This is a genomic window from Kosakonia cowanii JCM 10956 = DSM 18146 (genome assembly GCF_001975225.1).
GTDB lineage: Bacteria > Pseudomonadota > Gammaproteobacteria > Enterobacterales > Enterobacteriaceae > Kosakonia > Kosakonia cowanii.
Map to the genome: position 1 here is coordinate 621,188 of NZ_CP019445.1, position 20,491 is coordinate 641,678.

Sequence of the window (20,491 nt, forward strand, 5' to 3'; positions counted from 1 at the left end):
TAAAAAGCCCTCATATGAGGGCTTTTTAATTGATAGTTATGGATATGATAAAGGCCATATACTTGGCGCTTTATTAGCTAGCCGCGTTCCTCTTTCCTCAATAATATCCACTCCCCAATAACCACCAACTTCAGATAGCTTATATATTTCCTTGGTCTCAGGAAATATAGAATCTGAATAGTGATTTATTTTTTCAGAAAATATTTTGTTTTTAATACTCTGATTAATTTGTTTATGTAGTAATGTTAAATTGCCTAGACTATATATATAATCTTTTGCAAAAGTACCATACGGCAAGATGAATTTCGAATCTTTCTCCCAATGAGTACTGTTTTGGGGGAGTACGTGTTCTAAATGAACCTCGTTGTAATTAGGTATACTTTGATTTTTATTATCATAAAGATAACACTTTGAAAGAATATATTTAGCTATTTGATTATCTTGCGCCTTATATTGACGCATTGCCATAATAAAAGCATCATCTCCGACCTTATCATCGTGACTAAAGAAAGGTTCGATCGCATTTGCCACATCAGCTTTCGTTGATAAGCGTTTAATCACCTCGTCAAAAACTTTTTTAGCTCCACCAACTGAATAATCGCAGATTGTAATCCATCTAAAGAGGAACGATAGACTCAGCTTCGCTAACAACGTTACTAAGTCCCTCCTGGAATTATATGAATACATTAGCAACGGTAAACATGTGGTGTATTTCAATGTGTTAATCTCACCACAATATTTCAAAAAATCATCTTTACTAGATAGGTTAATACAAGAAGGAAAGCAAAGATCACTTGAGGCATAATTGGAGAAATCGATCGCAGTATCTTTTAAATCTTTTGAAAACAGTAAAATATCCGTTGCGCTGTCGATATGAGCACCAATATTTTTGTACAATTCTTTTTTAGTGATATTCGTACCTTGTATAGCTTCCCAATATACTCTAAGGAAATCCACAGGAGATAGTCTACTTGACTCCACTGCAGATATCATGGTTTCCCAATTATCAAGAATAGTTTCATTTTTTTCTTCTGAACCACCACCCTTCATGAGTATTTTATTTTTAAGTAAATCTGCAACGCTTAGGTCCATACCTTTTGAATTCAAAGATTCAAATAATAAAAAAGCATCATAGTCATTTTCAACTTCAATGGTTATAAATTTTAACTTTTTCACCACATGAATCAATGTGCTATATATTTCTTGTAACGCATTTTTCCCTGTGAAATCGCCGTTGATTTTCTTATTGAATGTTTTTTTTGTTTTGATAAGTCTACCATCGCTTTTATTAACTTTAAACTTCGACTCATCAACCGGAAAGGTATCCTTACCTTCATCTCTGATAATGGACTCAAAGAGTTCATTATTTTTCTTATTTAATTTGAGGTAATAATTATCAGGTTCACTCGGTTCTCTTAACCGTGCCCTAGCGATCTTGGCAATTTTAGCAGACAATTCCATTGATGAATTATTACGCTCAACATCTTTCAATATATCTGGATTTACAGGGAAAGACTCTCCTAAGCAAGCAAGGACATAAAAAAGAATAGAAAAAGTAGCAAGTCGTTGCTGTCCATCAACTATATCGAATAGATCTGAATCTTTAGCATGTTTTTTTAAGACTATTGTTCCCATGAAATATTCTGATTGCTGCTTGTGGGAAATGACTATATCGTCCCATAAGGTCTCAACCTCATTTACCGACCATGAGTAATCTCGCTGGTAATCAGGTACAATATATTTTGTTTCAAGACCAGTTAATATTTTTTCAAGGCTTTTGCTTTCAGGGGTTATATTCATTTAAACTAACACTCAAATATATTTTACGAAAATAAATTCCTCACTTTGAAACATGAGGGATTAATTAAACTAGCAAAATATGTGGTCATCGTATCAGGAAACATAATTCAATATATTCCAAAATAGACTACCTATATTTCGCTATAATTCTCATCACTTTAAAAAAAACAAAATTCGCAACATCCAGATGAAAATTAAGTCGCTTTCGATAACGCGAATTTGCCTTAAAGTGCTTCAATATCTCTGGCTTCCCATCACCACCACCTCCACATAAAAAAATGATTTCTCCATCATCCGCTCGATCAAGATATCGTTGCAAATCGGATTCAATTTCCTGTTGAACAAAGAGTTGTTCCTTCAGTTTATCGAACTCATCTTTCTTACGCTCGGTGACAGTGGTAACGGAAAAGGAAGATGATTTTGCGAGTACATTCAAGGCGTTACGTAAAGTTATTGCGCCCATAACAACATTGTCCCTGGCAAAAAATGATAACCATTTTATATAAATGTGAGCTTTAACTCCACCCAACATTGTATATTTGAAGTGACATATCACGCATATTTATATCTTACTGTCAGCTTTGGCTCATAAGTGCCTACTATTTTAAGGGGGGAGCGCATCCTTCTTGGATATATACTATTTCGCCAGATGACTATCACACGTTAGATATGTCTTAGAATCCAATATCGATTCGATTTTTATTTACGTTGCAGCGCCGTATCTGAACTAAAGCGAAATCATGCTTACAAGTAATAAAATCGGCGGTATGAAGAGCAAGAAGTTTGAAGGAACAGTAAGAAAATGCAGATTTCAGAAACAAAAAAACCGCTTCAATGCGGCTTTTTTACATCTTTTGGTGCCGAAGGCCGGACTCGAACCGGCACGTATTTCTACGGTTGATTTTGAATCAACTGCGTCTACCGATTTCGCCACTCCGGCACGGAAGGGGATGCGGAAACGTGTTGGATTATACCTGCCATCGAGGGCTATGCAAGTCACTATCCTGCAGCCCTCTGCTAAGTGATGAAAAAAACAGCGTAATAGTAAACTGCTGCGCCTGCCTCGTTAACCCGGCGGCATATCTTTTATATGCGACCATCACGAAAAATCGGCCTCTTCAGGCTAACCCGCCTGCAAAAAAAGCGCCCGCTCCGCTTCGCGCCGCCGTGTCAGGCCTGGCAGCACTCTGCCGCCCGCTTTGTTCCATCGCAGAAACTGGTCGGCGGCCTGCGTATATTCGCCCTGATTTAACAGCTTGAGCAGCGTTGAGCTCTGCAAGTTCCCGGCACCGAGATTGAAGGTAAACGACACCAGCGCGTCGAACTGATCCTGGTCGAGATCGACCGTCACCAGCCGGTGCACGCCGCGCTCGCTCGTCTGCAAATCCTTGCGCAGCAGCGCGTCAGCCTCCGCTTCGGTAATCGGGCGGGGAAAGTTCTCGTTCGGCAGGATCAGGTGCCCGTAACCAATGGTCCACTTGCCGACGGCATCGCGATACTTCTCCAGCCTTAGCCCTTCAAAGGATTTGATTAATGCGACGCCAGCATCGCCGGTGTGTTGCGGTTGATTCGCCATCATCGTTGCTCCTGTAGAGAGAGAATGGCGCTGAGCGTTGACTGCGCGTTGCGCCCTTATTTGAGGATGGTTCGGACACATCGTGTTGCAAAGTCGCCACGGCTTAATAAGAGGATGGAAAATCCTAAAAAACGCGGCTTTCAGAGCAATCGCTTAACGAAACGGGCGGTATGCACAGCCGCAGGCTGCCAGAGCGGCGGCAGATGCCCTACACTTCAAGCGTCTCCCTCAACATAAAGGAATCCGTGATGAGCATCATCAAAAACTACGCCGCGCCACAGGCTGGCGCCGAGCTTGAGCTTCAGGAATACGATGCAGGCCCGCTGGCGGCTGAAGATGTTGAAGTCGCCGTGGATTATTGCGGGATCTGCCACTCTGACCTGTCGATGATCGACAACGAATGGGGCTTCTCCCAGTATCCGCTGGTTGCCGGGCATGAAGTGATTGGCCACGTGGTGGCACTGGGTGACGCCGCGCAGAACAAAGGGCTGAAAGTGGGCCAGCGCGTTGGTATCGGCTGGACAGCGCACAGCTGCGGCCACTGCGACGCCTGTATCGACGGTAACCAGATCAACTGCCTGGAAGGCGCGGTGCCGACCATTCTGAACCGCGGCGGCTTCGCTGATAAAATCCGCGCTGGCTGGCAGTGGGTGATTCCCCTGCCTGACAGCATTGATATTGAAACCGCCGGTCCGCTGCTGTGTGGCGGCATCACCGTCTTTAAACCGCTACTGATGCACAACGTCACCGCTACCAGCCGCGTTGGTGTGATCGGTATTGGTGGTCTGGGCCATATCGCCATCAAGCTGCTGCGCGCGATGGGCTGCGAAGTGACGGCGTTTAGCTCGAACCCGGCAAAAGAGGCGGAAGTGCGTCTGATGGGCGCGGATTATGTGGTCAACAGCCGCGATCCGGAAGCGCTGAAAGCGCGCGCGGGTCAGTACGATCTCATCATCAACACCGTTAACGTCGATCTTGACTGGCTGCCCTTCTTCGAAGCGCTGGCGCACGGCGGGCATTTCCACACCGTTGGTGCCGTGATGAAGCCGCTGGAAGTACCGGCCTTTACGCTGATTGGCGGCGATCGCAGCGTCTCCGGCTCCGCAACCGGTACGCCGTACGAGTTGCGTAAGCTGATGAAGTTTGCCGGTCGTGCGAAGGTTGCGCCGACCATCGAGATGTTCCCGATGTCGCAGATCAACGAAGCGTTGCAGCATGTGCGCGACGGTAAAGCGCGTTACCGCGTGGTGTTGAAAGCGGATTTTTAAGCCGTTTAGCCCGGTGAGCGTCAATGCCGCCGGGCAGGTTTAACGCCGGACGGCACGTTGTTGAGCGTGCGGGTTAAATGCCGGATGGCGCGTAAACGCTTATCCGGCCTACGCGGTTTCAGCCAGCCGCATAATCACATGCCGTTTGAGCAGGGCGCACAATCACGTAGGCCGGATAAGGCGAAGCCGCCATCCGGCAACTGTGCCCGGTGAACCACCGGGCACCTCTTCCTATTTCCCTATCGCGGCAAACACTTCGGCAATCGCTACTGCGCCGGGATCGGTCACGCCCTCAAGGTTCTCACTGTTGACGTAAGATGAACGCCCCGCGCCCGCTTTCTGCATGGTGGCGGTGCTCTCTGCCCCTTTCTGCGCGGCATCGATGGCAGCGGCTAATCCGCGATCGCGCAGGGCTTCCAGCGCCGGTTGTAGCGCATCGATCAGCGTGCGGTCGCCGAGATCCGCCCCGCCATAGTGTTTCATCTGCTTTAACCCCAGCAGCAGCGCGTCGGGCAACGGCGTGGCGTTATGCACCGCCTGGCCTGCGGCGGTAAAGAAGATCGACATCAGCACGCCGCTGGAGCCACCCATCACCGTCGCCAGCCGCTCGCCAATCAGTTGCAGCAGCTGCGCGGTGTTGTTCAGCGGCAGCGCGTTCTGCTCCAGCAGGCGCTTGATCTCGCGCGCACCTTCGGCAAAGGTCGAGCCGGTATCACCATCGCCCACTTTCGCATCCAGCGCGTTGAGGCGGTTTTCCAGGTCGATGAGCGTCTGCGCAGCAGTGCCGACCAGCGCTTTTACCTGCGGGTTATCGGAAGGCTCAATCTCCAGCCCGGTGTAAACGGCTTTGTGCGGCTGGGTTTTCATCGGCGCGAAGGCGACCGGTTTCTGCCAGCCAACGGTCTGCACCTCGGCGCAGAGCGCCTGCTCAAACTCATCCGTTAAGCGCAGCAGCGAAAGGGAGAAGCCTTTCATATCGAGCGAACTGACCAGCGGCGCGGGGCCAATCAGGTAGGCCAGTTGATCTTTCAGCGCCGAATGGGCCAGCTCTTTGGTCAGCAGCGCCATCTCCAGCGCGGAGACGCCGCCGAGGTTGTTAATCAGCACCGCCACACGATCGTTACCCACCGCCGCGCGCAGCGGTTCGACCAGCGTATCGATCAGCGATTTGCTGTTATGGGTCTCAAGGGTACTCGCGCCCGGCTCTCCGTGAATGCCGAGGCCAAGCTCAACGTGGCCCTGCTGAATGCGCCCCTCTTCGCTGTCGCTGCCCGGCAGGTTGCAGCTCTCCATCGCCAGACCGAGGCTGTAGACGTTGTCGCAGGCCTGCTGAGCGAGGTCGCGCACTTCGCTCAGGGATTTGCCCTGCTCTGCGGCGTAACCGGCAATTTTGTGCACCAGCGCCGTGCCGGCGATGCCGCGCGGCTGTTTGTTATCAGGCAGCGCGATGTCGTCGGCGACAATCACCATCTCCACTTTCAGGCCGTAGCGCTTGGCTTTTTCCGCCGCGAGGCCGAAGTTGAGCCGGTCACCGGTGTAGTTTTTGACAATCAGCAGGCAGCCGCGATCGCCGGTCACTGCCACAATGGCGTTCAGCACCGCGTCTACGCTCGGTGAAGCAAAGAGATCGCCGCAGACGGCGGCGGTGAGCATGCCTTTGCCGACAAACCCGGCGTGGGCCGGTTCATGGCCGGAGCCGCCGCCGGAGATAACCGCTACGCGGCTTTTATCCCAGTCGGCGCGGGCGACGATGCGGATCGCCGGATCGCTCTCAAGGCGTACAAGGTTGCCATGCGGGGCGGAGATCACCAGCCCTTCGATGGCGTCGTTGACCAGCTGTTTGCGGTCGTTGAAAAAGAATCTGGACATAATCTTCCGGGAGTGTAGTGAAACATCCCTCAAGCATAGCCCGCACCGGGCGCAGCGGGGCAAAGACCAGATTTTACTGAAAGGTATCAGGGCGTGGTGCGGCCAAAACCGGCGTGGTAACCGTGGGTATTACGCAACTTGTCGAGGCGGTTGCCCTGCCAGAAGGTCATAGCAATCGCCAGCACCAGCAGGCCGCCGTGCAGGTACATCGCAAGGTGCGTATCAAGGAGGAAAAACCCGGCAATCACCGGTAGCAGTGCGCTCATCCAGAGCTGATCGAGCAGAGTCTCCGCCGCGTTAAAGCGTGCCAGCACACGATCCGCCTGCGCCTCTTCGGGCGAGCCGCGGCGCACCGTACCAACGGCTTGCGCCAGCGCACCAGCACGGCGGATAAGCCACTGCACCAGCAGCAGCGCCAGCACCACCACGGCGGCTTCAAAAGCCAGCAGCGCACTGTCGCCCGCAGAAGAGGTCAGCCACTGCCCGCTCAATACGGCCATGGTGAAAAGGGCGTTGAGGATGCCGAACAGCAGTGCGGTAGAGAAACGGAGCGCAAAGCGCCTGGCGAGGGAAAACATCGTGTGCTCCTTGCAAAAAAGAAGAGAGGCCGCAGCCTCTCTTGGGGATTTACTGACTCTTGCGTGACATTAGCCACAGGCTCAGCAGGAAGAAGGATGCGCTTGGCAGCAGCGCCCCGACCACCGGCGGAATGCCGTAGACCAGCGTCAGCGGGCCGAAAATCTGATCCAGCACGTAGAAGACAAAGCCGAAGCTGATGCCGGTGATAACGCGCACGCCCATCGCCACGCTACGCAGCGGGCCAAAGATAAACGACAGCGCCATCAGCATCATCACCGCCACGGAGAGCGGCTGGAAGATCTTGCTCCACATATTGAGCTGGTAACGCCCGGCGTCCTGGCCGCTCGATTTCAGGTACTTCACGTAGTTGTGCAGACCGCTGATGGAGAGTGCATCGGGATCGAGCGCCACCACGCCGAGCTTGTCCGGCGTCAGGTTGGTTTTCCAGGTCCCGCTCACGGTCTGCGAGCCGGTCACCTGTTTCGGGTCGGTCAGGTTAGACTCGTCGACCTGCGACAGATTCCAGATTTTGTGCTCGGCGTCGAACTTCGCCGACGCCGCATAGCGCACCGACTGCAAACGGCGCTCTTTGTTGAACGCATAGATACTGACGCCACCCAGCTCGGTGTCGCTCTTCACGCGTTCAATGTAAACAAAGTTACTGCCATCTTTCGCCCACAGGCCAGACTGGGTCGAAAGCAGCGAGCCGCCGTACATCGACTGCGCACGCTGGTTACGCGCCATCTGCTCACCCTGCGGCGCAACCCACTCGCCAATCGCCATGGTCAGCAGCACCAGCGGGATCGCGGTTTTCATCACCGCCAGCGCAACCTGCATACGGGTGAAGCCAGAGGCCTGCATTACCACCAGCTCGCTGCGCTGCGCCAGCATGCCGAGGCCGAGCAGTGCGCCAAGCAGCGCCGCCATCGGGAAGAAGATCTGGATATCTTTCGGCATGCTAAGCAGGGTATAGAGACCCGCGCCGAGGGCATCGTAGCTCCCCTGCCCGGCCTTTTTCAGCTGGTCGACAAACTTGATGATGCCCGAGAGCGACACCAGCATGAACAGCGTCATCATGATGGTGGTAAAAATGGTTTTACCGATATAGCGGTCGAGAACGCCAAAAGCCTGCATTATACCGCTCCTCTACGGGTAAAACGGGCACGAACCCGGCGCATCGGCACCGTATCCCACAGGTTCAGCACCACGGCCAGCGCCAGATAGAGCAGGTTAACCGCCCACATCCAGATCATCGGGTCGAGCTTCCCTTTCGCGCCATTGGAACGCAGGGTGGTCTGCAACAGGAAGAAGATGAGATAGAGCAGCATTGCCGGCAGCATCGAGAGCACGCGGCCCTGACGCGGGTTGACCACGCTCAGCGGAACCACCATCAGCGCCATCATCACCACGGCGAAAATCAGCGTTAAACGCCAGTGCAGCTCGGCGCTTGCGCGCGGGTTGTCAGTATTGAACAGCGTACGCATGTTCATCTGCTCGGTATCCGTCGGGTCAAGCGCCACGGCTTGATGACCAATAACGGCCTGGTAGTTCTGGAAATCGGTAATGCGGAAGTCGCGCAGCATCGCAGTGCCTTCAAAGCGCGTACCGCTGTTGAGGGTCACTACCTGCGAACCATCTTTATGCTGGGAGAGCTGCCCGGAGTCCGCCAGCACCACAGAAGGACGGGCGTTGCCTTTTGGACGCAGCTGGGCAAGGAAGACGTTGGTGAAGTTCTTACCGTCCACGCCTTCGATAAAGAGCACCGAGTTGCCATCCGTCGCCTGCTGGAACTGGCCCTGCGCCAGCGCAGCCATGCCGGGGTTGGCTTTGGCATCAGCCAAAACCTGATCCTGATGGCGCGAAGACCACGGCCCGGCCCACATCACGTTGACCGCCGCCACGACACCGGTAAACAGCGCCAGCACCAGTGCCGCTTTCACCAGCACCGCCCGGCTCAGGCCGCAGGCGTGCATCACCGTAATTTCACTTTCTGTATAAAGTTTACCCAGCGTCATCAACAGACCCAGGAAGAGGCTCAGCGGCAGGATAAGCTGCGCCATCTCTGGCACGCCAAGCCCGAGCAGAGAGAGAACGAGGTTCGTGGGGATTTCGCCGTCAGCGGCTGCGCCTAAAATCCTGACCAATTTCTGACAAAAGAAAATCAGAAGCAGGATGAATAGGATTGCAAGCTGGCTTTTCAGCGTCTCCCGCACCAGATATCTTGTGATTATCACTTTAATTACGCCCGTAAAAACCAGTCTTTTTCCTGGAAAATCGCTTGTTTCATGGCTTAAACGTCATTTATTCTCTTGAGTCGTCGAAATGATCGCTAAGATTAATATACTCAGCGGATACGTGCGTGAGACCCGATTCTGACGTGCCGAAACCGCAGTAACGTTAAGATTAACACGAAGTCACCGCAACAGCGGACCTGAGTTACGAAAGCTTGCAATTCTATCCGTAGCCGCCGCCGTTGTCTTTAAGATTCAGGAGCGTAGTGCATGGAGTTCAGTGTAAAAAGCGGTAGCCCGGAGAAACAGCGGAGTGCCTGCATCGTTGTTGGCGTCTTTGAACCGCGCCGGCTCTCTCCGATTGCCGAGCAGCTGGATAAAATCAGCGACGGTTATATCAGTGCGCTGCTGCGTCGCGGCGAACTGGAAGGCAAGCCGGGTCAAACCCTGCTGCTGCACCATGTGCCAAATGTGCTTTCCGAACGTATTTTGCTGATTGGTTGCGGAAAAGAGCGTGAATTGGATGAGCGTCAGTACAAGCAGGTCATTCAGAAAACGATAAATACGCTGAATGATACCGGCTCGATGGAAGCGGTCTGCTTCCTGACCGAACTGCACGTTAAAGGGCGCAACACCTACTGGAAAGTGCGCCAGGCCGTTGAGACGGCGAAAGAGACGCTCTACAGCTTCGATCAGCTGAAGACCACCAAAAGCGAGCCGCGTCGCCCGCTGCGTAAAATGGTCTTCAACGTGCCGACCCGTCGCGAGCTGACCAGCGGCGAGCGCGCGATCCAGCATGGTCTGGCGATCTCCGCCGGTATCAAAGCGGCGAAAGATCTTGGCAATATGCCGCCAAATATCTGTAACCCGGCCTATCTCGCCTCCCACGCGCGCCAGCTGGCGGACTCCTACAGCAAAAACGTCACCACCCGCGTGATTGGCGAACAGCAGATGCGCGAGCTGGGCATGTGCTCCTATCTCGCCGTCGGCCAGGGTTCGCAGAACGAATCACTGATGTCGGTGATTGAGTACAAAGGCAACCCGTCTGAAGACGCGCGCCCGATTGTGCTGGTCGGCAAAGGGCTGACCTTTGACTCCGGCGGTATCTCGCTCAAGCCTGGCGAAGGCATGGATGAGATGAAGTACGACATGTGCGGCGCGGCGGCAGTGTATGGCGTGATGCGCATGGTTGCTGAACTGCAACTGCCGATCAACGTCACCGGCGTGCTAGCGGGCTGTGAAAACATGCCTGGCGGACGCGCGTACCGCCCGGGCGACGTGCTCACCACCATGTCCGGTCAGACGGTTGAAGTGCTGAACACCGACGCTGAAGGCCGCCTGGTGCTGTGCGATGTGCTGACTTACGTTGAGCGTTTCGAGCCGGAAGCGGTGATCGACGTGGCGACGTTAACCGGTGCCTGCGTGATTGCGCTGGGCCACCACATTACCGGCCTGCTGTCGAACCACAATCCGCTGGCCCATGAGCTGATTGGTGCCTCCGAGCAGGCGGGCGATCGCGCATGGCGTCTGCCGATGAGCGATGAGTATCAGGAGCAGTTAGAGTCCAATTTTGCGGATATGGCGAATATCGGTGGCCGTCCTGGTGGTGCAATCACCGCAGGCTGCTTCCTCGCGCGCTTTACCCGCAAGTACAATTGGGCGCACCTGGATATCGCCGGCACCGCGTGGCGTTCCGGTAAAGCGAAAGGCGCCACCGGGCGTCCGGTCGCCATGCTGTCGCAGTTCCTGCTCAATCGCGCCGGGTTTAACGGCGAAGAGTAACATGTGACTTTGTGCGCCGGATGGCGGCTGCGCCTTATCCGGCCTACAAAACAGCGTAGGCCCGGTAAGCGTAGCGCCACCGGGCTTTGCATTTAAAACCTCAACCAAAAGCCCCATATATGAAAAATGCGACGTTCTATCTTCTCGACAATGACAGCACTGCGGATGGCTTAAGCGCCGTCGAACAGCTGGTGTGTGAGATTGCCGCAGAACGTTGGCGTCATGGCAAACGCGTGCTGATCGCCTGCGTCGATGAGCAGCAGGCCATTCGTCTTGATGAAGCGCTGTGGGCGCGACCGGCGGAGAGTTTTGTGCCGCACAACCTGGCCGGTGAAGGCCCGCGCGGCGGTGCGCCAGTCGAGATTGCCTGGCCGGCGAAACGTAACAGCAGCCCGCGCGACATCTTGATCAGCCTGCGCGCGGAATTTGCAGATTTTGCCACCGCTTTCACAGAAGTGATAGACTTCGTCCCTCACGAAGACTCTCTGAAACAACTGGCTCGCGAACGCTATAAAGCCTACCGCGTGGCCGGTTTTAACCTGAACACGGCAACCTGGAAATAATGGAAAAGACATACAACCCCAAAGATATCGAACAGCCGCTGTACGAGCAGTGGGAAAAGCAGGGCTATTTCAAACCGAACGGTGATGAAAGCCAGGAAAGCTTCTGCATCATGATCCCGCCGCCGAACGTCACCGGCAGTTTGCATATGGGCCACGCCTTCCAGCAGACCATCATGGACACCATGATCCGCTACCAGCGCATGCAGGGGAAAAACACCCTCTGGCAGGCCGGTACTGACCACGCGGGTATCGCCACCCAGATGGTGGTGGAGCGTAAGATTGCCGCTGAAGAGGGTAAAACCCGCCACGATTACGGCCGCGACGCCTTTATCGACAAAATCTGGCAGTGGAAAGCGGAATCCGGCGGCACCATCACCCGCCAGATGCGCCGTCTCGGCAACTCCGTAGACTGGGAGCGCGAGCGCTTCACCATGGATGAAGGCCTCTCCAATGCCGTGAAAGAGGTGTTCGTCCGTCTCTATAAAGAGGATCTGATTTACCGTGGCAAACGCCTGGTAAACTGGGACCCGAAACTGCGCACCGCGATCTCCGATCTGGAAGTGGAAAACCGCGAGTCTAAAGGCTCGATGTGGCACATCCGCTACCCGCTGGCTGACGGCGCAAAAACCGCCGACGGTAAAGATTACCTGGTGGTTGCTACTACCCGTCCGGAAACCCTGCTCGGCGATACCGGTGTCGCGGTAAACCCGGAAGATCCGCGCTACAAAGATCTGATTGGCAAATTCGTGCTGCTGCCGCTGGTTAACCGCCGCATTCCGATTGTTGGTGACGAACACGCCGATATGGAAAAAGGCACCGGCTGCGTGAAGATCACCCCGGCGCACGACTTTAACGACTACGAAGTGGGCCGTCGTCACGCCCTGCCGATGATCAACATTCTGACCTTCGACGGTGATATCCGTGAAAGCGCAGAAGTGTATGACACCAAAGGCAATGAATCCGACGTCTACGCCAGCGACATCCCGGCGGAGTTCCAGAAACTGGAGCGCTTTGCCGCGCGTAAAGCGATCGTTGCTGCCGTTGACGCCCTTGGCCTGCTGGAAGAGATCAAACCGCACGACCTGACCGTTCCGTATGGCGATCGCGGCGGCGTGGTGATCGAACCGATGCTCACCGATCAGTGGTACGTGCGCGCCGATGTGCTGGCGAAACCGGCCGTTGAAGCGGTCGAGAACGGCGATATCCAGTTCGTGCCGAAGCAGTATGAAAACATGTACTTCTCCTGGATGCGCGACATTCAGGACTGGTGTATCTCCCGCCAGCTGTGGTGGGGCCACCGCATTCCGGCGTGGTACGACAACGACGGCAACGTCTACGTTGGCCGCAGCGAAGAGGAAGTGCGCCAGGAGAACAACCTCTCTGCGGATGTCGCGCTGCGCCAGGACGACGACGTGCTCGACACCTGGTTCTCTTCCGCGCTGTGGACCTTCTCTACCCTCGGCTGGCCGGAAAACACCGACGCGCTGCGTCAGTTCCACCCGACCAGCGTGATGGTGAGCGGCTTCGACATCATCTTCTTCTGGATCGCGCGCATGATCATGATGACCATGCACTTCATCAAAGATGAGAACGGCAAACCGCAGGTGCCGTTCAAGACCGTCTATATGACCGGTCTTATCCGCGATGACGAAGGGCAAAAGATGTCGAAATCGAAAGGCAACGTTATCGATCCGCTGGATATGGTTGACGGTATTTCGCTGCCGGATCTGCTGGAAAAACGCACCGGGAACATGATGCAGCCGCAGCTGGCGGAAAAAATTCGCAAACGCACCGAGAAGCAGTTCCCGGATGGCATCGAGCCGCACGGCACCGACGCCCTGCGTTTCACCCTCGCGGCACTGGCCTCAACCGGCCGTGATATCAACTGGGATATGAAGCGCCTCGAAGGTTACCGTAACTTCTGTAACAAGCTGTGGAACGCCAGCCGCTTTGTGCTGATGAACACCGAAGAGCAGGATTGCGGCTTCAACGGCGGCGAAATGGTGCTGTCGCTGGCGGATCGCTGGATCCTCGCCGAGTTCAACCAGACCATCAAAGCGTACCGCGATGCGCTGGACAGCTACCGCTTCGATATTGCAGCCGGCATTCTGTATGAGTTCACCTGGAACCAGTTCTGTGACTGGTACCTGGAGCTGACCAAGCCGGTAATGAACGGCGGTTCTGAAGCCGAACTGCGCGGCACGCGCAACACGCTGGTAACGGTGCTGGAAGGTCTGCTGCGCCTGGCGCACCCGATCATTCCGTTTATCACCGAAACCATCTGGCAGCGCGTGAAAGTGCTGAAAGGTATTGATGCCGATACCATCATGCTGCAACCGTTCCCGAGCTTTGACGCCGCCCAGGTGGATGAGCAGGCCGTGGCCGATACCGAGTGGCTGAAGCAGGCGATCGTTGCGGTGCGTAATATCCGCGCCGAAATGAACATCGCGCCGGGTAAACCGCTTGAGCTGCTGCTGCGTAGCGCCAGCCCTGAAGCGCAGCGTCGCGTAAACGACAACCTGAGCTTCCTGAAGACGCTGGCGCGTCTGGAGAGCATCACACTGCTCTCTGCCGACGAGAAAGGGCCGGTTTCCGTCACCAAGATCGTTGATGGCGCTGAGCTGCTGATCCCGATGGCCGGTCTTATCGACAAAGAGGCCGAGCTGGCGCGTCTGGCGAAAGAGGTGGCGAAGGTTGAGCAGGAGATTGGCCGCATCGAAAGCAAGCTGGGTAACGAAGGCTTTGTTGCCCGCGCGCCGGAAGCAGTGATCGCCAAAGAGCGTGAGAAGCTCGACGGCTACGCGCAGACCAAAGCGAAGCTGATTGAGCAGCAGGCGGTTATCGCCGCGCTGTAATGTTCAGCACGAAAAAAAGCCGGGCATCGCGCCCGGCTTTTTTATTGGCTGCGGGATAAGAAGATTCCCCTACCCAACTGCTTTTGTCGGCCGGATGAGGCAACTTCTCTGCCCGACCGCTTTTGTAGGCCGGATAAGGCGTAGCCGCCATCCGGCACTCTCTACCGAACTTAAATCGCCGCCGGATAGAACGACAAACCACGCGCCAGCAGGTTAGCCGGATCTTTCGCCGGCTGCACGCCGTGATCTTCCAGCGTCAGCGCTTCCAGGTTGCCATGCACATGGGTATTTTCCAGCAGGTAGCGGGTCATACGCACTTTCGCCCACGGCCACGCCAGGAACAGCGTCACCAGGCACACCGCCATATTACTGATGGCGATCCACAGCATGCGCCCAACGGTCACCGTGGAAGAGAAGCGAATATCCCCTTCCAGCGCCAGCTGGCTGTAGAGGTAAGCGCGCAGCTTCACGAAAGCAAAGGTAAAGCAGACAATCGCGCCGAGAATATAGATCAGATAGGTCAGCATGATTTTGCCGTACATCGGGCCCATCATCATCGCCATCTGCTCCGGATCGCCCTGCAGCAAATAGGCGGACTGCATCAGTTCAATCATCGCCGGCACAATCAATACCATCACCAGCGCGATAAACGGAATAAACAGCAGCATCGACAGCAGCACAATACCGATGCATTTTTTCATTGAGAAACTGCCGGAGAATTTTAATTTGCCGTACTGCAAATTATTCGCCAGCATGCCATACCACTGCGCGGCAAATACGCCCTGCATCACGCCAATACCCAGCAATACGGCCAGCGATCCCACGATGCTCACCGTAACAATGGCGCTAATTGAGCCGCTGCTTGCCGCCATGGTCGCGAAGATAGAGAAAATAATCCCCACGCCAACCATAATCAGCAACGGGCAGCCCATCATCACCCACCACGCGCGCAGCGGGCTGGCGTAAAAGTTAAAGCGCACGCCGTTAATCTCGGTCATCAGCATCTGATAACGCAGACCCTGCGTAATTAACCATGGGAAGAAGAGAATAAATAAACCCATCATGCAGAGTTGCAGAATAACGTTCCCATGTACCACGTTAATTAAAAAAATCACATACAGCGCCAGCAGGCAGAGCCAGCCAACAAAAATGGAGCTGCCGGTCGCGTGGTAAGAGAAACGCGCCCCCTCCAGATCGGTGTTTTCGTAGAAATAACGACGCGCGCGAATTAACGCCCACGGTAAATAAATCCCCAGCGTTATTAAGGTCAGCAGAATATTAACCAGCCAAACAACGAAATAGCCTTTCCCGCTACCCTGAAAGCGGAAATGGCGCACGGGAGCCGCCACAGAAGCATGAATGTCGGAAGTCATAACAATCCTTATTGTAAAAAAGAGGTGCTAACGGAGTTAACCACAGCAATATTGCTTAAGAATTATCTCCACTGTGCAGTGTAAATACCTTACGGTCAAAAAAATAGCGCCCAATATTCCTGGTCTTGCCAGATGGGCCCTGTAGTGGTATTAACCAGGATCCCCGAAAAAGCAACAGACAGAGTGCGAAAATGAATGTAACCGCGCCGGTAGAGGTCAAAATGCGCCGCATTGCCGCGACAGATAATGCGGCTATCGCCTCGGTGATCCGTCAGGTGTCAGCCGAATATGGCCTGACGGCTGATAAAGGCTACACCGTTGCCGATCCTGAACTGGACGAGCTTTATCAGTTATATAGCCGCGAAGGCTGCGCTTACTGGGTCGTTGAATTGAATGGCGACGTGGTGGGCGGCGGCGGCGTAGCACCGTTGAAGTGCAGCGAGCCGGATATCTGCGAACTGCAAAAGATGTATTTTCTGCCCTGCGCGCGCGGCCAAGGGCTGGCGAAAAAGCTGGCGCTGATGGCGCTCGACCACGCGAAAAAAAGCGGCTTCACGCGCTGCTATTTAGAGACCACCGCCTTTTTAACTGACGCCATCGGTCTGTATGAGCACCTGGGGTTTGCGCATATCGACGGCCCGCTGGGCTGCACCGGGCACGTCGATTGCGAAGTGCGGATGTTAAAAACGCTCTAATCAAGTGCGGGCGCATCGGCCCGCGCCATCACTGCTCTTCCGACGCCAGCACCAGCCGTACAATCGCGGCGGCTTTCTGCGGCGGTAGCGCCAGTACATCACCCCAAAGCTGTTGCAGCATATCGCAGACCAGCTTCTCTTTGCCGATGGCATTTTGCGGCGCATCCAGCAGTTGCAGATCCTGACCATACTTCTGCGCCATCGGCTGTACCACAATCGCGACATCCCGCTGCGCATTGGCCCGCTCTTCGGCTGTCACCGTGTGTTTATTGGGCCCGTAAGAGGCGTTGAGCATGGCGGCTTCAGTGTCGAGGCGGCGTTTTAACATCTCCGGGGAGATAAAGCGCACCGGGTTAATGCCCCCTTTTACCGCCGGGTATTGAAAGCGGAAGCAGGCATCATCGCTCTTGGCCTGAATTTCGGCGGCCTGCTCCATCATCACGCGCATTTCGGCGACCACCAGGTCGTCCGGCGCAAACTGCAAACGCTGCATCTGCACCGCGAGGATTTGCGGCTGAATGGCGTCGATCACCTTCTGCTCATTCGCCCCCTCTTTCATCATCACCATCACCTGGGCGCGCAGTTTCGCCATCAGGGTGGGATCGTGTTCGGCGATAAATTTCCACGCCGGGACCTGCTGCACCGTCGCGTCAAACTTCTCATCCGCGGTCTGGGCTAACTTCTCTCCCTGCAAATATTTAATGTCGATCACGTTCCACAGGGCGATAAATACCACCACCAGCACGATCGCGCTTCCTTTGCTCAGCCACCCTTTTTTACGCAGCAGGCTGGCGACCACGGCGATCGCCATCCCGGCGTAGCCCGCCATCAGGATATGTGTCCAGTTCATTATTTTCCTTTGATCTCAAATCAGGCCGGTACGCCGCTGTGAAAACGGAACTCCGTATCCGGTGAGCTAATCAGCGCCGCTTCCACTTCGCCGAAATGGCGCACGCGCGGCGCAATATCGGTGGCCGAAATCTGCTGCGCCAGCGCGAGGTAATCCTGGTAGTGGCGCGCTTCGGATCGCAGGAGCGACAGGTAAAATTTTTGCAAATCCGCGTCAAGACACGGCGCAAGTGCGGCGAAGCGTTCGCAGGAGCGCGCTTCGATATAGGCACCGCAAATTAATTTATCGACCAGAGTCAGCGGTTCATGAGTGCGAACTTCTTTCAGCATCCCTTTGGCATAACGGCTGGCGGTAATTTTGACATAGGGAATATTGCGGGCGAGCATCGCTTCGCGCACCTGCCAGAAGTGGTGCAGCTCCTCTTTGATCAGCAGCACCATGCTGTCGATCAGCGCCTGGCCCCAGGCATCATCGGTCTGTGGCATCACGCTTTTGCCGATCTGCTTATGCAGGGCGACAAAGTCCGGTTCCGGGCCTTCGCGGAAGGTAAATGCTTCATAGGGCGTCAGCCAGGCCAGCAGCGCTTCTGAGCCGGTTTTATCGGCAACATAGCGGCGCACCAGCAGCATGGCGGTTTGGGCGGCCTTCAGTTCGCAAACCAGATGATCGGTGAGCAGCAGCGGCAGCATCTCGGGCTGACGGGCTTTTTCTATCCAGGCGGTGGGGGTTGGGCAGTGCAGAAAAGCGCGAACCGGGGCGAGTAGTTGCGGGTAATCCATGACATTTCCTTGCTTTGCGGCAGCATGGCGCTGCCGCAACGTTCACTTAGTGACGGACACCGTCATCTTCTTCGTCAACGTAATCTTCGTCGTCTTCGTCGTCGCCCTCTTCGCCGTTCGGGTCTTCGTAGTAGGTGCCCCAACCGTCGTACTCAACGTCGAATTTCTCTGCCAGATTGATCAGCTGCTCAACCTGCGCGTCGATCAGATCGGCATTCAGCGCGCTTTCGCTCAGCACGTCGCAGCAGATGACCACTTCGCCCTCTTCCAGCTCCAGCTCTTCCGGCTCGGTCACTTCGTAGCCGAGTTTGAAGGCTTCAACGGCCGCTTTTTCCAGCGTTTCGAAATCATCTGCCGACAGGTGATGCTCAATGGTGTAGAGCGCATCAGGATCGCTGCCATCTTCCAGCAACTCTTCAATAATCAAACGCGTCTCTTCGCGCTGCTCTTCCAGGTGTTCCGGGTTTGCCATGGGTCGTTCCTCATCAAAGTGGCAGATACTCTTATTGTCACACACCGCCGCCGTTGCCTCCACTCTTCGCCGAAAAGATTTATCCATCAGGGTTGCAAATGAATATTCATCCATATAGATTGAATTTTAATTCAATAAGTGGCGTTCGCCATGCGAGGAAAAAATGTCACCTTTTTACCAGAAACATTTTCTGAAACTGCTCGATTTTACCCCTGCTGAAATCCACGCTCTGCTGCAACTTGCCGCGCAACTCAAATCTGATAAGAAAAAAGGCCAGGAAGTCCAGAAGCTTACCGGCAAAAACATCGCGCTCATCTTCGAAAAAGACTCTACCCGCACACGATGCTCTTTCGAAGTTGCCGCTTACGATCAGGGCGCTCGCGTCACCTACCTCGGCCCAAGCGGTAGTCAAATCGGGCATAAAGAGTCAATTAAAGATACCGCGCGCGTACTGGGCCGGATGTATGACGGCATTCAGTATCGCGGCTACGGCCAGGAGATTGTTGAAACCCTGGCGCGCTTCGCGGGCGTGCCGGTGTGGAACGGCTTAACCGATGAGTTTCACCCCACGCAGCTGCTGGCGGATCTGCTCACCATGCGCGAGCACCTGCCGGGCAAAGCCTTTAACCAGATGACGCTGGTTTATGCAGGCGATGCGCGTAACAACATGGGCAACTCAATGCTGGAAGCCGCCGCGCTGGTGGGCCTCGATCTACGCCTTGTAGCACCGAAAGCCTGCTGGCCGGAGGCGAGCCTGGTGGCAGAGTGCCAGGCGCAGGCGGTGAAAAACGGCGGCAATATTCTGCTGACCGAAGATGTCGCCGTCGGCGTGAAAGATGCGGACTTTATCTACACCGATGTCTGGGTATCGATGGGTGAAGCGAAAGAGAAGTGGGCGGAGCGCATCGCCCTGCTGCGTCCTTACCAGGTCAACAGCAAAATGCTGTCGCTGACCGGCAACCCCCAGGTGAAGTTTCTCCACTGTCTGCCGGCGTTTCATGACGATCAGACCGCGCTTGGCAAGCAGATGGCGCAGGAGTTCGGCCTGCACGGCGGGATGGAAGTGACGGATGAAGTGTTTGAATCGCGGGCAAGCGTGGTGTTTGATCAGGCGGAAAACCGCATGCACACCATTAAAGCGGTGATGGTCGCCACGCTCAGCGAGTAACGCGTTTCCCCTCTCCTCGCAGAGAGGGGGAGCAATCAGGCCACCAGCAGCTTAACCACCACTTTGCGCACCTGCGCGGGCGCGTTCACCGCGCAGAGCGGTTTATGCACTTCGCCAGGATAAAAGACGACAAAATCTCCTGCGCTCAGCACCACGGTTTTCTCCTGCTCGCCCTGCGGCAAAAAGGCGATATCTTTATCCGCCAACCAGTCGGTATCCGGCGCGCCCGCAGGCTGCGTGCTGAAGGTCATCCCCTCTTCGCCTTTTAAAACAATCTGGATATCCAGATAGCGCGCGTGATACTCGGCGCGGCGCTCGGCAAAGGGCTGCGTCATATCTTCCGATACGAGGTAAAAGAGGCGGTTGCCATCAATATCGTGTTTGCCAACCGACGTCGCTGCGGTCACATGCTGCTTGATATGCTCAATCGCCTGGCGCAGCTCTTCCGGCAGCCAGGGTTGTAGGTTGTGAATATTGCCAACGATCATTGTTAAACTCTCGATTAAAACAGCGTTTCATTTCCACCATTTATACGAGGATTCCCCCGCGCCTGCTACCCCTATCTGCCTGAGTTTTGCGTTAACGCATGTTTCAACGCTGGCGCGTAAGCGGCGTTTAAAACGCATTACTA

General features: G+C 54.7%; 19 protein-coding genes, 1 tRNA gene and 1 pseudogene. 7 read left to right on the top strand and 14 right to left on the bottom strand.

Going from position 1 to position 20,491, the window contains the following annotated elements; translation table 11 throughout:
- Positions 1–36: 36 nt before the first annotated feature.
- From BWI95_RS02880 to BWI95_RS02895, 4 genes and pseudogenes are all read right to left on the bottom strand, one after another.
- Positions 37–1,800: a DUF262 domain-containing protein gene (locus tag BWI95_RS02880; protein ID WP_076768979.1), complete on the bottom strand. Its 1,764-nt coding sequence runs from the start codon at positions 1,798–1,800 to the stop codon at positions 37–39.
- 172 nt (positions 1,801–1,972) lie between these two features.
- Positions 1,973–2,263: pseudogene (locus BWI95_RS02885) on the bottom strand (DNA phosphorothioation-dependent restriction protein DptF); the annotation flags it as partial.
- A 392-nt stretch (positions 2,264–2,655) separates the two neighbouring features.
- Positions 2,656–2,740 (bottom strand) — tRNA-Leu (locus BWI95_RS02890).
- A 183-nt stretch (positions 2,741–2,923) separates the two neighbouring features.
- The gene (locus tag BWI95_RS02895) at positions 2,924–3,376 is read right to left on the bottom strand and encodes a lysozyme (RefSeq protein WP_042714022.1); all 453 of its coding nucleotides are present in this window, start codon (positions 3,374–3,376) and stop codon (positions 2,924–2,926) included.
- A gap of 248 nt (positions 3,377–3,624) precedes the next feature.
- Between BWI95_RS02895 and ahr the strand changes: the two genes are divergently transcribed.
- Entirely contained in the window at positions 3,625–4,644 is a 1,020-nt protein-coding gene (ahr, locus tag BWI95_RS02900; protein ID WP_042713995.1) for an NADPH-dependent aldehyde reductase Ahr, read from the top strand.
- Between the two features lie 231 nt (positions 4,645–4,875).
- On the opposite strand, the gene BWI95_RS02905 is transcribed toward ahr, so the two are convergent.
- The 5 genes from BWI95_RS02905 to BWI95_RS23650 all read right to left on the bottom strand — a co-directional run bounded on the left by BWI95_RS02905 (position 4,876) and on the right by BWI95_RS23650 (position 9,440).
- Positions 4,876–6,513, bottom strand: a complete 1,638-nt coding sequence (locus BWI95_RS02905) for a dihydroxyacetone kinase subunit DhaK (protein WP_076768980.1) — start codon at positions 6,511–6,513, stop codon at positions 4,876–4,878.
- A gap of 86 nt (positions 6,514–6,599) precedes the next feature.
- Positions 6,600–7,091 (bottom strand): hypothetical protein, encoded by a 492-nt coding sequence (locus tag BWI95_RS02910; protein WP_023480308.1) that lies wholly within the window; start codon positions 7,089–7,091, stop codon positions 6,600–6,602.
- 49 nt (positions 7,092–7,140) lie between these two features.
- On the bottom strand, positions 7,141–8,226 hold the full coding sequence (gene lptG, locus BWI95_RS02915) for an LPS export ABC transporter permease LptG (RefSeq protein WP_054804010.1): 1,086 nt from the start codon (positions 8,224–8,226) through the stop codon (positions 7,141–7,143).
- Positions 8,226–9,326, bottom strand: coding sequence for an LPS export ABC transporter permease LptF (gene lptF / locus BWI95_RS02920; protein ID WP_054804011.1), 1,101 nt, complete (start codon positions 9,324–9,326; stop codon positions 8,226–8,228). The genes lptG and lptF overlap by 1 nt, the downstream gene beginning before the upstream one ends.
- Positions 9,327–9,389: 63 nt before the next feature.
- Positions 9,390–9,440, bottom strand: coding sequence for a hypothetical protein (locus BWI95_RS23650; protein ID WP_216848985.1), 51 nt, complete (start codon positions 9,438–9,440; stop codon positions 9,390–9,392).
- 153 nt (positions 9,441–9,593) lie between these two features.
- On the opposite strand from BWI95_RS23650, the gene pepA reads away from it, so the two are divergent.
- The 3 genes from pepA to BWI95_RS02940 all read left to right on the top strand — a co-directional run bounded on the left by pepA (position 9,594) and on the right by BWI95_RS02940 (position 14,523).
- On the top strand, positions 9,594–11,105 hold the full coding sequence (gene pepA, locus BWI95_RS02930) for a leucyl aminopeptidase (RefSeq protein ID WP_023480432.1): 1,512 nt from the start codon (positions 9,594–9,596) through the stop codon (positions 11,103–11,105).
- A gap of 119 nt (positions 11,106–11,224) precedes the next feature.
- Positions 11,225–11,668, top strand: coding sequence for a DNA polymerase III subunit chi (gene holC, locus BWI95_RS02935; protein ID WP_054804012.1), 444 nt, complete (start codon positions 11,225–11,227; stop codon positions 11,666–11,668).
- Positions 11,668–14,523: a valine--tRNA ligase gene (locus BWI95_RS02940; protein WP_023480471.1), complete on the top strand. Its 2,856-nt coding sequence runs from the start codon at positions 11,668–11,670 to the stop codon at positions 14,521–14,523. The genes holC and BWI95_RS02940 overlap by 1 nt, the downstream gene beginning before the upstream one ends.
- 170 nt (positions 14,524–14,693) lie before the next feature.
- On the opposite strand, the gene BWI95_RS02945 is transcribed toward BWI95_RS02940, so the two are convergent.
- Entirely contained in the window at positions 14,694–15,896 is a 1,203-nt protein-coding gene (locus tag BWI95_RS02945) for a YjgN family protein (protein ID WP_076768981.1), read from the bottom strand.
- 191 nt (positions 15,897–16,087) lie between these two features.
- Here BWI95_RS02945 and BWI95_RS02950 point away from each other — a divergent pair, with 191 nt between their 5' ends.
- Positions 16,088–16,591: a GNAT family N-acetyltransferase gene (locus BWI95_RS02950; RefSeq protein WP_023480203.1), complete on the top strand. Its 504-nt coding sequence runs from the start codon at positions 16,088–16,090 to the stop codon at positions 16,589–16,591.
- Positions 16,592–16,619: 28 nt separating this feature from the next.
- Here the strand turns inward: BWI95_RS02950 and BWI95_RS02955 are convergent, their stop codons facing one another.
- The 3 genes from BWI95_RS02955 to rraB are packed head-to-tail and all read right to left on the bottom strand — an operon-like array spanning position 16,620 to position 18,692.
- Entirely contained in the window at positions 16,620–17,441 is an 822-nt protein-coding gene (locus tag BWI95_RS02955) for a hypothetical protein (RefSeq protein WP_054804013.1), read from the bottom strand.
- Between the two features lie 20 nt (positions 17,442–17,461).
- A complete protein-coding gene (gene miaE / locus BWI95_RS02960) occupies positions 17,462–18,220 on the bottom strand; it encodes a tRNA isopentenyl-2-thiomethyl-A-37 hydroxylase MiaE (protein ID WP_054804014.1) in 759 nt (252 codons plus the stop codon).
- A gap of 46 nt (positions 18,221–18,266) precedes the next feature.
- On the bottom strand, positions 18,267–18,692 hold the full coding sequence (rraB, locus tag BWI95_RS02965; protein ID WP_023480438.1) for a ribonuclease E inhibitor RraB: 426 nt from the start codon (positions 18,690–18,692) through the stop codon (positions 18,267–18,269).
- A gap of 98 nt (positions 18,693–18,790) precedes the next feature.
- On the opposite strand from rraB, the gene argL reads away from it, so the two are divergent.
- Together argL and argF are read left to right on the top strand one after the other, a co-directional pair.
- Positions 18,791–18,886 (top strand): putative translational regulatory protein ArgL, encoded by a 96-nt coding sequence (gene argL / locus BWI95_RS23980; RefSeq protein ID WP_225975695.1) that lies wholly within the window; start codon positions 18,791–18,793, stop codon positions 18,884–18,886.
- Positions 18,856–19,860, top strand: coding sequence for an ornithine carbamoyltransferase (gene argF / locus BWI95_RS02970; protein WP_042714033.1), 1,005 nt, complete (start codon positions 18,856–18,858; stop codon positions 19,858–19,860). The genes argL and argF overlap by 31 nt, the downstream gene beginning before the upstream one ends.
- 35 nt (positions 19,861–19,895) lie before the next feature.
- Here the strand turns inward: argF and BWI95_RS02975 are convergent, their stop codons facing one another.
- Positions 19,896–20,348, bottom strand: coding sequence for a YhcH/YjgK/YiaL family protein (locus tag BWI95_RS02975; protein ID WP_054804015.1), 453 nt, complete (start codon positions 20,346–20,348; stop codon positions 19,896–19,898).
- Between the last annotated feature and the right edge of the window lie 143 nt (positions 20,349–20,491).

Coding starts and splice junctions, on each gene's coding strand:
- BWI95_RS02880 (WP_076768979.1), bottom strand. CDS start 1,800: ATGAATATAACCCCTGAAAGCAAAAGCCTTGAAAAAATATTAACTGGT.
- BWI95_RS02895 (WP_042714022.1), bottom strand. CDS start 3,376: ATGGCGAATCAACCGCAACACACCGGCGATGCTGGCGTCGCATTAATC.
- ahr (WP_042713995.1), top strand. CDS start 3,625: ATGAGCATCATCAAAAACTACGCCGCGCCACAGGCTGGCGCCGAGCTT.
- BWI95_RS02905 (WP_076768980.1), bottom strand. CDS start 6,513: ATGTCCAGATTCTTTTTCAACGACCGCAAACAGCTGGTCAACGACGCC.
- BWI95_RS02910 (WP_023480308.1), bottom strand. CDS start 7,091: ATGTTTTCCCTCGCCAGGCGCTTTGCGCTCCGTTTCTCTACCGCACTG.
- lptG (WP_054804010.1), bottom strand. CDS start 8,226: ATGCAGGCTTTTGGCGTTCTCGACCGCTATATCGGTAAAACCATTTTT.
- pepA (WP_023480432.1), top strand. CDS start 9,594: ATGGAGTTCAGTGTAAAAAGCGGTAGCCCGGAGAAACAGCGGAGTGCC.
- holC (WP_054804012.1), top strand. CDS start 11,225: ATGAAAAATGCGACGTTCTATCTTCTCGACAATGACAGCACTGCGGAT.
- BWI95_RS02940 (WP_023480471.1), top strand. CDS start 11,668: ATGGAAAAGACATACAACCCCAAAGATATCGAACAGCCGCTGTACGAG.
- BWI95_RS02945 (WP_076768981.1), bottom strand. CDS start 15,896: ATGACTTCCGACATTCATGCTTCTGTGGCGGCTCCCGTGCGCCATTTC.
- BWI95_RS02950 (WP_023480203.1), top strand. CDS start 16,088: ATGAATGTAACCGCGCCGGTAGAGGTCAAAATGCGCCGCATTGCCGCG.
- BWI95_RS02955 (WP_054804013.1), bottom strand. CDS start 17,441: ATGAACTGGACACATATCCTGATGGCGGGCTACGCCGGGATGGCGATC.
- miaE (WP_054804014.1), bottom strand. CDS start 18,220: ATGGATTACCCGCAACTACTCGCCCCGGTTCGCGCTTTTCTGCACTGC.
- rraB (WP_023480438.1), bottom strand. CDS start 18,692: ATGGCAAACCCGGAACACCTGGAAGAGCAGCGCGAAGAGACGCGTTTG.
- argL (WP_225975695.1), top strand. CDS start 18,791: ATGAATATTCATCCATATAGATTGAATTTTAATTCAATAAGTGGCGTT.
- argF (WP_042714033.1), top strand. CDS start 18,856: ATGTCACCTTTTTACCAGAAACATTTTCTGAAACTGCTCGATTTTACC.
- BWI95_RS02975 (WP_054804015.1), bottom strand. CDS start 20,348: ATGATCGTTGGCAATATTCACAACCTACAACCCTGGCTGCCGGAAGAG.